Raw genomic sequence first — 13,858 nt, forward strand, 5'->3', positions numbered from 1 at the left:
GCAAGACGTCTGCAATAATAACGGGAAGATTCCATCCGGAATTTTTTCATATGACCGGGCGGCAAAGACGTCCGCAAATAACAAAGGAAGTGGATGAATGAGTAGCTCTACTGTTACTGGCAACGTTACCCTCACCGAAGGGAAAGACGGCAAATCCTACGAGCTCCCCCTGCTGGGCGGCACGATAGGTCCCTCCGTCATTGACGTTCGCAAACTTTATGCCGACACCGGGCATTTCACATTTGATCCGGGATTCACGTCGACAGCGTCGTGCGAATCCGCCATCACCTATATTGATGGCGACCAGGGCATTCTGATGCACCGCGGCTACAAGATCGAGGAACTCGCCGAAAAAAGCGACTATATGGAAGTCTGCTATCTCCTCCTCAAAGGCGAATTGCCGAACCAGGCACAAAAAGACAAATTCACCCACGACATCACATACCACACGATGCTGCATGAGCAGCTGACGCAATTCTACCGCGGCTTCCGGCGCGACGCCCATCCGATGGCCGTTATGGTCGGCATCGTCGGCGCGCTCTCCGCCTTCTACCATGACAGCACCGACATCACGGATCCGAAGCAGCGCATGATCGCAAGCTACCGGATGATCGCAAAGATGCCGACGATTGCCGCCATGGCCTATAAATATTCCATTGGCCAGCCGTTCATTTATCCGAGCAACGAGCTGTCCTATGCCGAAAACTTCCTGCATATGACCTTCAGCGTCCCGGCGGAGCGTTACAAGCTGTCCCCGACGCTGGTCCGCGCCATGGACCGGATCTTTATTCTCCATGCCGATCATGAGCAAAACGCCTCCACCTCGACGGTGCGCCTTGCCGGCTCGTCCGGCGCCAACCCGTTCGCCTGCATCGCGGCCGGTATCGCCTGCCTCTGGGGTCCGGCGCATGGCGGCGCGAACGAAGCAGTTCTCAACATGCTGCACCAGATTGGCTCCGTCGATCGCGTCCAGGAATATATCGCCAAGGCGAAGGACAAGAATGATCCGTTCCGCCTGATGGGCTTCGGGCACCGGGTGTACAAGAACTACGATCCGCGCGCCAAGGTGATGCAGCAGACCTGCCACGAGGTTCTGGACGAGCTCGGCATCAAGGATGAGCCGATGCTGAAACTCGCCATGGAGCTTGAGAAGATTGCGCTCGAGGATCCTTATTTCGTCGAGAAGAAGCTGTTCCCGAACGTTGACTTCTACTCCGGCATCATTCTCCAGGCGCTCGGCTTCCCGACCAGCATGTTCACCGTGCTGTTCGCGCTCGCCCGGACCGTCGGCTGGGTGGCGCAGTGGAACGAGATGATGGAAGATCCGTCGCAGAAAATTGGCCGTCCGCGCCAGCTTTATACGGGCCCGACCGAACGCCCGTATGTTGACATCAGTCAACGTTAAGGAAAATGAGCGGGGCGCCGCATACGGATAGAAAAAAGGCGCCTTCGGTCCGACCCGAAGGCGTCACACAGGCGAAGCGGCTGCACCTCAAGGCCGCCAACGACAACCGGGCGCCCCTCTCCTATCGGATTCGCAAACTCGCGATGATCATCCTGCCGCTCGCCATGCTGGCGTTCTTCGCGGCAGTCTGGTATTTCCGCGGCGGCTGAGCGTTACTTCCGCTCGATCAGCTCGATTTTGTAGCCGTCCGGATCTTCGATAAAGGCGATCACTGTGCCGCCATGCTTCATCGGCCCCGGCGGGCGCGGAATGCTGACCCCTTCGGCGGCGAGCCGCTCGCAGACGCCGTAAATATCGGGAACGCCAAGCGCGATATGGCCAAAGCCGGTGCCGAGGTCATAGGGCTCTTCCTGATCCCAGTTGTGCGTCAACTCAATGACCGTGTTGTTCTTCTCATCTCCATAGCCGACGAACGCGAGGGTGAATTTCCCGCCCGGGTAATCCTGCTTGCGCAGCACTTTCATCCCGAGCCGGTCACAGTAGAACGCGAGGGATTTGTCCAGATCCCGGACCCGGATCATCGTATGCAGCATCTTGAAATCGCTGCTCTGTGCAGTCATGGCTTTTCAACCTCCTTCAGAATTTCAAGGACAATGCCCGCCGCCCGCTCGGCCGGCGGCGGCCCGCCTTCACCCAAAAGTAGCATGGCTTGCGTGCAGGCGGCAATCTGCGCCGCCCGCAATTCCGGCTCGCGGAACAAACGGGCAAGCGCGGGCGTAATCCGCCCCGGCGTACACTTCTCGAGCACGAACTCGGGTACCGCCTCCCGCCCCAGCAGGATATTGACGATATTGGCATAATCCGCTTTCACCAGGCGCCGTGCGATGGCCGAGGTGAGCGGGTTCATGCGATAGGCAATCACCGCCGGCAGACGGGCAAGCGCAAGCTCAAGGGCGACAGTGCCGGAGGCCGCGAGCGCCACATCGGCGGCGGCCATGGCGTCATATTTCTCGCCTGCCGTCTCAATTATATGATGTTCAAACCCCCAGCTTTCAATCTCGGCCCGGACAATGTCGCCGGCCCGGCCGATTACCGGCACAAGCAGCCGGAACTCTCCGATCCCGGCGCGAAGCTCGGTCACCACGTCGCGGAAGATGGGCAGATGGCGCGTCACCTCGCCCCGTCGGCTGCCGGGCAGCAGCATCAGCAGCCGCTCGCTATCGCCGATCCCGCCCCGCGCCCGAAATGCCGCGCCGTCGCCAAGGTTCGCACCGCTTTCAACGACCGAATGCCCGACAAAACTCGCCGGCAATCCTTCCGCCTCGAAATAGGGCGGCTCGAACGGCAGCAGTGTCAGCAGATGATCGTAAAGGGCAGCGATTTTCTTCGCCCTGCCCGGCCGCCACGCCCAGACCGACGGCGCGACATAGTGAATTTTCGGAAACGCCGTTCCCAGCAACTTGCGGGCGACGCGGAAGCTAAAGTCGGGCGCATCGACGGTGATAAAGACATCAGGCGCGATCCGTCTCGCCGCGTCTGCCGTCTGGTCGATCCGCCGGAGCAGGCGCGGCAGGCGCGGCAGTACTTCGAAAAGCCCCATGACGCTGAGCTCGTCCATTGGGAACAGACTTTTCAAGCCCTCCGCCGCCATCAACGGGCCGCCGACGCCAAAAAAAGAGATATGGGGCGCGCGGGATCTAAGCGCCCGCATCAGCGGCGCGGCAAGCGCATCGCCTGAAGGCTCTCCGGCGACGATAAAGACACGATATGCCTCATCCGTCCGCATTATCTCTCACGGCCGGGGTCGATACCGATAAGAAATAGGTCAAGTTTATCAGCACGATCGATCATTTCATTCAAGTTGATGATGAGCGTTCTGCCGGCTTCCATGGCAATGCCGCGAAGGTTCGCCGCCGCCGCGAGGGAGACGGTTTCGGGACCAAGCGTCGGCATATCAGCACGAAGCTCCTGCCCGGGCTTGGAAAGTTTGACGAAGACGCCCGCCGGCGTCTCCCAGGCGAACTCGGCGCTCCGCGCAAGCAGGCGATCGGTGCCCTCCGCGGCTTCAACGGCAAGCACATACTGATTGCGGATAATCGCGCTCTGGCCGATGTCGAGCGCCCCGATGGCGCGAACGATGCGGATGCCTTCGGCGATATCCTTCTCATCCGCCTCGCTCGGCGCGATACGGCCAAGCTGACCGGCAGGCGTCAGAAGTTGCTCCGCCACTTCATGGGCGCCGACAATGGCGAAGCCCCGCTCTTTCAGAAAGCCCGTAATGGCGCGCATCAGCCCGTCATCGCCCTTGCGCGCGGCGGCGGCGATGCGCGCGAGCAGCTTCACCCCGTCCATATCCGGGCGCAGGCTTTTGAAGTCGGGCCGCCGCACCGGGCCGGCGAGCGTTACTGCCGTGCAGCCTTCGCGTTTCAGCGCTTTCAGGAATGCCCCAACTTTGGTGATGCGGATCACCTCATGGGGAAAGCCCGCAAATTCGGCCGGGTCGGCCTCATTTTCGATCAGCAGGAGATAGGGGCTTTCGCCCCGTGCCCGCAGCGTTTCCGCGAGCGCGAGCGGCAGGCTGCCGCTGCCGGCGATGATGCCAAGACGATACGGGCTGTCCGCCTTATACGGGCTGACAGAATCCACGCTTCGACTCTTCATTGACAAATTTCAGCACCTTCCTGACGGACGGAAACTCGGCAAGCTCGGCCGGCAGCGTCTTGACCCGCTCGGCGAAAGTGCCCTCATCGGAGAACAGATGTTTATAGGCGCTCCGGAGCGCATGGATATCCTCGCGAGTGAAGTTGCGCCGTTTCATGCCGGTGATGTTGAGGCCGCCGAGCGTCGCCCGGTTGCCCATCGCCGAGCCAAAGGGAATGATATCCGTCTCGACGCCGGAGGCGCCGCCGATCATGGCATGTTCACCGATGCGAACGAACTGATGCACCGCCGAAAGCCCGCCGATAATGGCATAGTCACCCAGCGAGACGTGACCGCCGAGGGTCGCATTGTTGACAAGGATCACATGGTCACCAACCAGGCAGTCATGCGCAACATGCGCGCCGACCATCAGAAGGCAGCTGTTCCCGATCACGGTCCGCATGCCACCGCCTTCGGTGCCGGGATTGATGGTCACATGCTCGCGGATGACACAGTCGTCGCCGATAACAAGCTCCGACTTCTCGCCGTAATATTTCAGATCCTGCGGCGCATGACCGATGGAGGCGAAGGGAAAGATGGTTGTCCCCTTGCCGATCGTGGTACGCCCGGCAACCGCGACATGGGACTTGAGCGTCACACCTGCGTCAAGCGTCACCTCGCTGCCGACCACGCAAAAGGGGCCGACAACGGCGCTCGGATCGACCGATGCGCCCTCTTCGACAATCGCGCTGTGATGAATATTGCCCATGTCCACTCGTTTCCCGGCTGTCTCTCTGAATTTCTGCGCTATAGCTATCGCAGTCGGACCTGAACCACAAATCAAGCTGTGTTACAAGTGGTTACTGTATCTCAGTCAACGATCATGGCCGCAAACTCGGCCTCGGCGACTTTCTGTCCGTCAACCAGCACTTCCCCGGTGAAGCGCCAGACGGCGCCACGGTTCTGCTTGACCTTGACATGGATGTGAAGGGTGTCTCCCGGCGTCACCGGGCGGCGGAACCTGGCATTGTCGATTGACATGAAGAGAACATGCTTGCCTTCCGATTGTGCACCGAGCGTGCGGATCACCAGCACGCCTGCGGTCTGCGCCATGGATTCGACGATCATGACGCCCGGCATAATCGGCCGGGTCGGGAAATGCCCAGTGAACTGCGGCTCGTTAATCGTGACATTCTTGATCCCCGTCGCCGAGACGCCGGGCACAATATCCACGAGACGATCGACAAGCAGCAGCGGATAGCGGTGCGGGATCATTTCCATGATCTTCAGGATATCGAGCGTATCGGCTGTGTCGTTCGTGGGACTGTCAGTCATTTTCGGATCCCTTATTCTTTGCTAATTTACCAAGTATCGCCATCTGGCGGAAAAACTGCTTGCGCGGGCGGGCCGGATATCCGGCATAAATCTGCCCCGCGGGAATGTCCGATATCACACCCGATTTCGCGGTAATCTGCGCCGCCGTGCCGATCCGGATATGACCTGCAAGGCCGACCTGCCCGCCGATTACGGCATAGTCCTCAATGACCGTGCTCCCCGAGACGCCGGTCTGGGCGGCGATGATAACCCCCTTGCCGATATTGACGTTATGCCCGACCTGCACAAGATTGTCGATCCAGGTATTATCGCCGATACGTGTGTCGGGGCCGGCGCCGCGGTCGATCGTGGTATTCGCCCCGATCTCGACCTTGGAGCCGATAATCACCCGGCCAAGCTGTGGAATCTTCACATGTCCCACCGGATCGGGAGCGAAGCCGAAGCCGTCCTCGCCGATCTTGGCGCCGGAATAGATGGCAACCTCATCCCCGACAATGCAGTAGCTCAGCACCGCGCTCGCGCCGATCCGGCAGCGCGCGCCAAGCTGCACGCCGTCGTTGATCACGGTGTGCGGCCCGATCACCGTCCCCTCGCCGATCTCGACCCGCTCCCCGATCACCGCGTAGGGGCCGATGGCGACATCGGCGCCAAGCCGGGCGGAAGGGGCAATAATCGCTGTCGGATGAATCCTGCCGCTGGAGGAGGCCGGCGGATAGAACTTGGTTGCAACGCGCGCATAGGCCTTGTAGGGGTCTGTCGCAATCAGGATGGAGAGCCCCTTGGGGAGCTTGTCCAGCACCTTGCGGCTCGCGATACAGGCGCTCGCCCGCGTGATCTGGAAGGCGTCGGCATATTTCGGATTGCTGAGAAAGGTGATATCCCCCTCCCCGGCCTGATCGAGCGGCTTGACGTCCGATATGAGAAGGTCGGGATCGACATTTTCGGCAAGTTCGATATCCGGCAGCTCGCCCAGCTCGCGAAGCGTGAACGGACCCGCCCGGTGATAAAAATGCGGATCAGGCATCAGCTTTTCTTGAGCGGAACAAGTTCCACCTTAATCTTTGTGAGCCGCTTGTTCAGTCGCTCGACCACGGCATCGGTGAGGTTGAGCGGCTTTTCAGCGAAGAGGATTTCATTCACATCGAGAACGATCGTCGCGCCATACTCATCGATTACCTCGCGCATGACCGGCAGCATCTGCTCGCGCACCTTGTTAAGCGAGCTGACGCGGGTATGTTGGATCTGCATGGCCTTGTCGTTGGTCAGGGTACGAAATTCGGCGATCTTTTTGTTGAAGGCGGCCTGCTTGTCCGAATAGGCCTCGGCGGAAATGAGCGACTTCTGGCGCTCGATCTGCCCCCGCTCTTCCTTCAACTTGTTCTCCTGCGCGTCCAACTCGGCGACGGCCTTGTCTTCCAGCTGTTTGATCTGCGCATTGACGTCGCGAACGACGGCGAGCTCGTTCATGATATACTGCATATCCACGACGGCGATGCTTGCTTTCTCGAACTTCTCTGCCTGCGCGGGCTGGAAAGCGAGTGGAAGCATCACAAACGCAGAAACTATCAGTTTTGCCAGTGTCGATTTCATTGTCCCAATCCTAGAAGCGGGTGCCGAACTCAAGCTGGAAGACTTCACGCTTATCATAATCCTCCTTCAAGAGCGGCGTGGCAACGTTGATCTGGATCGGCCCGAACGGCGAAACCCAGTTAAGGCCGACGCCGACGGAGACACGCATCGACGCATCGTCCGCAATCCCCGGATCATTATCGTCGATCTTCGTCAGCGTCCCGACGTCGACGAAGCTCCGGCCGAGAATGCCATATTCATCGGGCAGCCCGAGCGGGAAGCGCAGTTCCGCCGTGCCGACGATGTAGGCATTACCGCCAAGCGAATCGCCCGAGGCAATATCGCGCGGGCCGATACCCCGGTTTGCAAAGCCACGGAAGGTGCGCCCACCGATATTATAGCGCTGCGCAAGGATCACATCTTCGCCAAGGCCAAAAATATACGCGGCCTTGGTGCCGAGGCTCAACACCACGTCATCTTCAAACAGCGGCCAGAAATGAATGTAGCTCGCGCTCGTCGCCAGCGAACGGACATCGCCGCCAAGCCCCGAGATCGTCTGGCCGAAAGTATATTTATTGCCCGTGGTCGGGAACAGCGTGTCATCGAGATGGCTGACCGTGATTTCATACCCGACAGAGGAGATCAGATAATCACCCTCTGCCTTCTGTATGCTGACCGGCGCGCGCGCCGACAGATTGTCGATCTTTTCATTGACGAGACTATAGAACACATCGCCGCGGACAAACTCCTTGATCGGGAAACCGGTGCGAAGCACGAAACCGGTCCGTTCAAGGTCGTATCCACTCTCATCCTGATAGTCGCGAACGGTGCGGAAGATATCAAACCCGGCCGCAAGGTCCCGGTCGAGGAAATAGGGTTCAGTAAACCCGATATCGATGGTCTGCGCTCGCGACCCGATGGAGACGCCGAAGCGAAGATCCTGGCCGCGGCCGAGCAGGTTACGCTCGCGGATCTGCAGGTCTGCCGATACGCTTTCCGTCGTCGAGAAGCCGGCACCGACGCTGAGCTCGCCGGTCGATTTTTCCTGAACATCGACATTGATAACCGTCCTGTCAGGCGCCGTCCCCTCTTCCTGCGACACCTCGACCCGCTCGAAGAAGTTGAGGCCGCGAATACGGGACTGGGAATCGCGAAGCAGCGCGGTATTGAACGCGTCTCCTTCCGCCAGTTTCATTTCGCGGCGGATTACATAATCGAGCGTGCGCACGTTGCCGGTGATGTTGATCTGCTCGACATAGACGCGCGGACCCTTGTTGATCTCATAGGTCACATCGATCGTCAGCGCCTCACGGTCGCGCTTGATCTGCGGGCGAACATTGACGAAGGCATAGCCGAGCTTGCCGAGCTCGAAGGTGAGCTTCTGGATCGTGCCCTCTATCTTGTCAGCATTGTAGGTTTCGCCCTCGATCGTGGTCGCCTGTGCGAGCAGCGCCTCGGTCGGCATTTCACGGATTTCGCTCTTCACATCGATGGCGCCGAACTCGTATTTCGGCCCCTCCTCAACGGCGAAGGTGATGAAAAATCCGTCGCGATCCGGCGTCAGTTCGGCAATGGCGGAGACCACGCGAAAATCGGCATAGCCTTTGGAGAGATAGAATTTGCGAAGCAACTCCCGATCAAAAGTCAGCCGGTCGGGATCATAGGTGTCCGAATCAGACAGGAAGTTGTACCAGCGGGTTTCTTCCGTTGAGATCGCGCCGCGCAGTTGACGGTCGCTGTAGTTGCGATTGCCGAAAAAGCGGATTTTCTTGATCCCCGTCTGTTCCCCTTCATTGATCTCGAACACGAGATCAACGCGGTTCTCAGGCAGCAGAATCACTTTAGGCTCGACCGTCGCCGCAAACCGTCCGCTCCGCCGGTAGACCGTCACGATCCGCTGCACGTCATTTTGCACGCGCGCCCGTGTGTAGACGATGCGGGGTCGAAGCTGGATTTCAGCGAGCAGCGTCTCATCCTCGATGCGACGGTTTCCCTCAAATGCGATCTGGTTGATGATCGGATTCTCGACCACATTGACAACGAGCGCCGTTCCCTCCTGGCGGATGGTGACGTCCGAGAAAAGGCCGGTATCGAAAAGCGCCTTCAGGGAGCGGTCGACGCGCCCGCTGTCATAGGGCGCGCCCGGCGCGATCAGCATATAGGAGCGGATGGTATCACTTTCGATCCGCTGATTCCCGCTGACACGAATTTCTGAAATGATCGTGGAAGACTGTGCGTAAGCCGGTGTTGCATGCGGCAGGAATGCCGCAAGAGATGTCATTGCGAACAGGGCAATAATTACAAAAACGCGCAAACCCTTCCCCTCCTGAGCGGACAGCCTCAGTTATCGATAGCCTGTTCTATCAGACCTCTCCCGTCACGAAAACAACCCAGTGAAAAAATCCTGTACCCAAGGCTTGTTTATATCATTCCAGGTCGCGAATATCATTAGCATCAGAACCAGCGATAGTCCAACGCGGAAACTGTACTCCATCGCCCGCGCCGACGGCGGTTTTCCGCGCACTGCCTCATAGGCATAGAAGGCAAGATGTCCGCCGTCCAGCATCGGTACCGGAAAGAGATTGATCAGGCCGAGGCTGATGGACACAAAGATCATGAAATTGAAGAGAGAGAGCGCATTATCGGCGAAGGTGTCGCCGCGTTTTGCCGCATCGCCCGACATTTTGAGAATACCGAGCGGGCCGCTCAATTCGGACGCATCACGGCTGCCGACAACCATCTGCCAGACGCCTTTAAGCGTCGCGGTTGTCACGAACCAGGTCTGATCGACGGCGCTCGTGACCGCGCTCACCGGCCCGTGCTTTACAAACTCCCGCCCGGGCGAGGTAACCCCCAGCCGGCCGATGCGGTGAACATTCCCCTCGTCATCCACCTCTTCGACCACATGCGGGCGAACCGGCAGCTCAAGGACGGACGCGCCCCGCTCGATCTTCATGATCAGCGGCTCATCAAGGCCGATCAGCACCATGCGGCGCATTTCCTCGAAGCTCGAGATGCTTTTGCCGTTGATCGCGACGACCCGATCGCCCGTCATCATCCCGGCTTCGGCCGCCGCGCTCTCGGGAACGATGTCGCCGGCGACCGCCGGGGTCTGCGCCTGGCCATAGGCCATAAAAAGAACGGCAAGCGCGGCAATCGCAAAAATAAAGTTGGCAGCCGGTCCCGCAAAAACAACCGCGGCCCGCTGCCAGAGCGGCTTGTGGTGGAAGCTGACTTTCTTCTCCTCTTCCGGCATCTCGTCGATGCCTTCCGCAGCATCGCTCGCGACCCCGGCATCGCCGTGGAATTTCACATAGCCGCCGAACGGCACCGCACAGATTTTCCAGCGGCATCCGTTGCGGTCATTGCGCCCCCAGATCTCGGGCCCAAAGCCGATGGCGAAGGCGTCAACCTTCACATTACAGAGCCGCGCCACCTTATAGTGACCATATTCGTGAATGAACACGAGAACGGTGATCACAACAATGAAGGCGGGGATATAAATCCAGTTATCTGCCAAGAATCCCATTTTTACCGCACCGTTTCATTCGCAGTTAAAATTTCGCCATGCAGGAATGCGCCAGCTCGCGACTTTTCCGGTCACATTCGAAGATATCTTCAATCGAGATTTGTTCAACAAAATCTGATCGTTGCAGACATTCCTCGACCACGGCAGCAATATCGAGAAAACCGATCCGTCCGGTCAGAAAGCCGTGGACGGCAACTTCATTAGCTGCATTTAGGACGGTTGGGGCCGATTTTCCAGCCCCGAGCGCCTCGCGGGCAAGACGGAGCGCGGGAAAGCGCACCGGATCGGGGGCTTCGAAGCTGAGGGTTGCGATACGCGCCAAGTCGAGCCGTTCCGCCGGGAAGCTGTGCCGCTCCGGCCAGCCGAGGGTGTAGGAAATCGGCGTCCGCATATCGGGCGCTCCCATCTGCGCGAGCACGGAGCCATCTTCATATTCCACCATACTGTGGATAACCGACTGCGGATGGACCAAAATATCAATATTCCGCGCCGGAACCGGGAACAGGCGGACAGCCTCGATAAACTCCAGCCCCTTGTTCATCATGGTGGCGCTGTCGATCGAGATTTTCGCCCCCATGTCCCAGTTGGGATGATTGAGCGCCTGATCGCAGGTGACGTGCCGCATCTCCTCAAGGGTGAAGCCGAGGAACGGCCCGCCCGATGCCGTGAGGATGAGGCGCCGGACGCGATCGACCTGGTCGAAATCGAACACCTGGAAAATGGCGTTATGTTCGCTGTCGACGGGAAGCAGCGTCGCGCCGTACTTTTTCACATCCGCAAGCAGCAGATCGCCGCCGCAGACGAGCGCTTCCTTGTTGGCGATGGCGACCACCGCACCGGTTCTGACGGCGGCCAGCGTTGGCGCCAGCCCCGCCGCCCCGACGATGCCGAGCATCACCCAGTCAACCGGACGGCCCGCGGCCTCAACGAGCGCCTCCGTCCCCGCCGCGGCCACGACCGTGCTGCCGGCGAGAAGCGCCTTCAGCTCCGCATATTTTGAAGGATTACCGATTACCGCAAGACGGGCGCCGAATTTCAGCGCCTGCTCCGCGAGCAGCGCGACATTTTCGTTGGCGCTCAGCACCTCGACGGCGAATTTATCCGCCGCGCCCGCAATCAGATCCAGCGTGTTGACCCCGATAGAGCCGGTGGAGCCGAAGATACTGACGCGCCGCACGGCGGGATGCGGCCGTCGGGACATGCCGGTTGCGAGGGAACTCACACTCATTACATCATCATTCCATTGTTGATCAACACAAGGGCTGTCAGCAGCGGGGCTGTCAGAAACACGCCGTCAAGCCGGTCCATTACGCCCCCGTGGCCGGGGATCAGGTTGCTGGCATCCTTGATGCCGTAATATCGCTTCCAGGCGGATTCGGAAAAATCCCCGACCTGCGCCAGAATAGCACAGATTGCGCCCAAACCCAGCATAGCGATCGGCGAAATCGCCGCATTCACCAGAAAATAATTGGCGAGAAGCGCGACAATCGCCGCCGAAATCATCCCGCCGATCAGCCCGGCCCATGTCTTGTTGGGGCTGATTTTGGGCACAATCTTCGGCCCGCCGATCGTCTTGCCGCTGAAATAAGCGCCGATATCGGTCGCCCAGATCACCAGAAACAGGCTGAAGGTGAGCGCAAAACCACTGCCCGGCACATCGCGAAGTAGCAGCAGGGAAAGCACGGGTACGCCGATCACGAACGGCCCGGCGAAGGCCGCAAGAAGATGATCGCGCTTTTTGCTGGCGAACGCGACCATGCCCATCAGCACCGCCCCCGATAAAAGGATCGCGAAAAGATGACGAAATGCCATCTCCCGCGCGAAGACCAGTGCGGCAATAATCGATGCCGCCATGATGAGCGTGATCAGCCCCGGGCGCGTCTCGAGCGAGGCGTGGCACCATTCATAGGACATAATCGCCGCGGCGCCCGCGAGAAACAGCAAAAACCAGATATCGCCGAAATACAGCGCCGCAATCGCAAGCGGCGCCAGCACAAGCGCTGAAATTACGCGCTGCTGCAGGGAGGAAAGCGACGAGATCGCCACGTCACACTGCCCCGAAGCGGCGGTTCCGGCTCCCGTACTCCCTGACCGCCGCGATGAGATCGTCTTTGCGAAAATCCGGCCAGAGCGTATCGAGAAAGACGAATTCGGTATAGGCGCACTGCCAGAGCAGGAAATTGCTGAGCCGCTTCTCGCCGCTCGTGCGGATGAGGAGATCGGGATCGGGAAGATCCGCCGTCTCAAGATGGCGGGCGATCACCTCCTCGCAGATATCCCGGGCGGCGAGCTCGCCCGCCTCCACCTTCTCGGCGATCTGACGCATCGCGCCCGCAATCTCCGACTGACTGCCGTAGCTCAGCGCAATCGTCAAAATCAGCTTGCTGTTATGCTGCGTGCGCAGCTTTATTTCCTCAACCAAAGACTGGATATCTTCCGGCAATCTATTGATGTTACCGATAAAATTGACTTTGACGCCGGCTTCGGAAAGGGCGTTGATCTCTTTGTTAAAAAAATAGCGAAAAAGACCCATCAGATGATTGATCTCTTCAACCGGACGGCTCCAGTTCTCCGACGAGAAGGCGAACAGCGTCAGGTAGCGGATGCCGAGATCGCCGCAGCCGCGCACGGCCTCGCGCACCGCCTCGGCCCCCTGCTCATGTCCGCGCAGACGCTGGAGAGATCGCTTCGATGCCCAACGGCCATTCCCGTCCATGATGATCGCGACATGTTCGGGGATTGGCTCATGCCCGGAATCGCGCTGCGGAACAACCTCCATATGTCAGACCTGCATGATTTCCTGTTGCTTCTCCGCCAGTTGCTCGTCGACTTTTCCGACGTAGCTGTCGGTCAGTTTCTGGATGGCGTCTTCGCATTTCTTGCGCGCGTCTTCGGAGAAATCGCCATCCTTCTCGGCGGCTTTCGCCTGGTCCATGCCGTGACGGCGCACGTTGCGGATCGCCACCTTGGCATTCTCGCCGTAGCTTGCGGCAACCTTGGCAAGTTCCGCACGGCGCTCCTCCGTCAGTTCGGGGATCGGCACGCGCACAGTCATGCCATCCACCATCGGATTGAGGCCGAGGCCGGAGTTGCGGATCGCCTTTTCCACGGCTTTGAGATTGGCCTTGTCCCAGACCTGAACATTCAGCATGCGCGGTTCCGGCGCGCTGACGGTCCCGATCTGGTTGATCGGCATCATTGCGCCGTAACTCTCCACCATGATCGTATCCAGCAGGCTGACATGGGCCCGGCCGGTGCGCAGCCCTGAAAATTCATGCTTGAGCGCTTCAAGTGCCCCCTGCATGCGTTTTTCAAGATCCTTCATATCTGGCGCCGCCATCTTCATCTCCTCCATCGCCGGTACCAAACGCCGGCCTTCA

15 protein-coding genes are annotated in these 13,858 nt (G+C 59.4%); 2 read left to right on the plus strand and 13 right to left on the minus strand.

Annotation, left to right across the window (positions count from 1 at the left end):
* Positions 1-97: 97 nt before the first annotated feature.
* Together gltA and V7Z56_RS09695 are read left to right on the plus strand one after the other, a co-directional pair.
* Positions 98-1,405 carry a citrate synthase gene (gene gltA, locus V7Z56_RS09690; RefSeq protein WP_334129219.1) on the plus strand — a complete coding sequence of 436 codons (1,308 nt, stop codon included), beginning with the start codon at positions 98-100 and terminating at the stop codon, positions 1,403-1,405.
* A gap of 5 nt (positions 1,406-1,410) precedes the next feature.
* A complete protein-coding gene (locus V7Z56_RS09695) occupies positions 1,411-1,614 on the plus strand; it encodes a hypothetical protein (RefSeq protein ID WP_334129220.1) in 204 nt (67 codons plus the stop codon).
* Positions 1,615-1,617: 3 nt separating this feature from the next.
* Here V7Z56_RS09695 and gloA read toward each other — a convergent pair whose 3' ends face one another.
* The 13 genes from gloA to frr form a co-directional block, all read right to left on the minus strand.
* Positions 1,618-2,025, minus strand: a complete 408-nt coding sequence (gloA, locus tag V7Z56_RS09700) for a lactoylglutathione lyase (protein ID WP_334129221.1) — start codon at positions 2,023-2,025, stop codon at positions 1,618-1,620.
* On the minus strand, positions 2,022-3,191 hold the full coding sequence (gene lpxB / locus V7Z56_RS09705; protein WP_334129222.1) for a lipid-A-disaccharide synthase: 1,170 nt from the start codon (positions 3,189-3,191) through the stop codon (positions 2,022-2,024). The genes gloA and lpxB overlap by 4 nt, the downstream gene beginning before the upstream one ends.
* A complete protein-coding gene (locus tag V7Z56_RS09710) occupies positions 3,191-4,066 on the minus strand; it encodes an LpxI family protein (protein ID WP_334129223.1) in 876 nt (291 codons plus the stop codon). The genes lpxB and V7Z56_RS09710 overlap by 1 nt, the downstream gene beginning before the upstream one ends.
* Positions 4,029-4,814: an acyl-ACP--UDP-N-acetylglucosamine O-acyltransferase gene (lpxA, locus tag V7Z56_RS09715; protein ID WP_334129224.1), complete on the minus strand. Its 786-nt coding sequence runs from the start codon at positions 4,812-4,814 to the stop codon at positions 4,029-4,031. Before lpxA ends, V7Z56_RS09710 begins: the two co-directional genes overlap by 38 nt.
* Before the next feature lie 101 nt (positions 4,815-4,915).
* A complete protein-coding gene (gene fabZ / locus V7Z56_RS09720; RefSeq protein ID WP_334129225.1) occupies positions 4,916-5,380 on the minus strand; it encodes a 3-hydroxyacyl-ACP dehydratase FabZ in 465 nt (154 codons plus the stop codon).
* Positions 5,373-6,404, minus strand: a complete 1,032-nt coding sequence (lpxD, locus tag V7Z56_RS09725) for a UDP-3-O-(3-hydroxymyristoyl)glucosamine N-acyltransferase (RefSeq protein ID WP_334129226.1) — start codon at positions 6,402-6,404, stop codon at positions 5,373-5,375. Before lpxD ends, fabZ begins: the two co-directional genes overlap by 8 nt.
* Complete coding sequence (locus V7Z56_RS09730; protein WP_334129227.1) at positions 6,404-6,970, minus strand: OmpH family outer membrane protein; 567 nt, start codon at positions 6,968-6,970, stop codon at positions 6,404-6,406. The genes lpxD and V7Z56_RS09730 overlap by 1 nt, the downstream gene beginning before the upstream one ends.
* A 10-nt stretch (positions 6,971-6,980) precedes the next feature.
* The gene (gene bamA / locus V7Z56_RS09735) at positions 6,981-9,263 is read right to left on the minus strand and encodes an outer membrane protein assembly factor BamA (protein WP_334129228.1); all 2,283 of its coding nucleotides are present in this window, start codon (positions 9,261-9,263) and stop codon (positions 6,981-6,983) included.
* Between the two features lie 63 nt (positions 9,264-9,326).
* Positions 9,327-10,478, minus strand: a complete 1,152-nt coding sequence (gene rseP, locus V7Z56_RS09740) for an RIP metalloprotease RseP (RefSeq protein WP_334129229.1) — start codon at positions 10,476-10,478, stop codon at positions 9,327-9,329.
* 25 nt (positions 10,479-10,503) lie between these two features.
* Entirely contained in the window at positions 10,504-11,706 is a 1,203-nt protein-coding gene (gene dxr / locus V7Z56_RS09745; RefSeq protein ID WP_334129230.1) for a 1-deoxy-D-xylulose-5-phosphate reductoisomerase, read from the minus strand.
* Positions 11,706-12,524: a phosphatidate cytidylyltransferase gene (locus V7Z56_RS09750; protein ID WP_334129231.1), complete on the minus strand. Its 819-nt coding sequence runs from the start codon at positions 12,522-12,524 to the stop codon at positions 11,706-11,708. Before V7Z56_RS09750 ends, dxr begins: the two co-directional genes overlap by 1 nt.
* A gap of 1 nt (position 12,525) precedes the next feature.
* Positions 12,526-13,257 (minus strand): isoprenyl transferase, encoded by a 732-nt coding sequence (locus V7Z56_RS09755; RefSeq protein WP_334129232.1) that lies wholly within the window; start codon positions 13,255-13,257, stop codon positions 12,526-12,528.
* Positions 13,258-13,260: 3 nt separating this feature from the next.
* Complete coding sequence (gene frr, locus V7Z56_RS09760) at positions 13,261-13,818, minus strand: ribosome recycling factor (RefSeq protein WP_334129233.1); 558 nt, start codon at positions 13,816-13,818, stop codon at positions 13,261-13,263.
* Between the last annotated feature and the right edge of the window lie 40 nt (positions 13,819-13,858).

The sequence above is a fragment of the Sneathiella sp. genome, from assembly GCF_036844445.1.
Classification (GTDB): Bacteria; Pseudomonadota; Alphaproteobacteria; order Sneathiellales; family Sneathiellaceae; genus Sneathiella.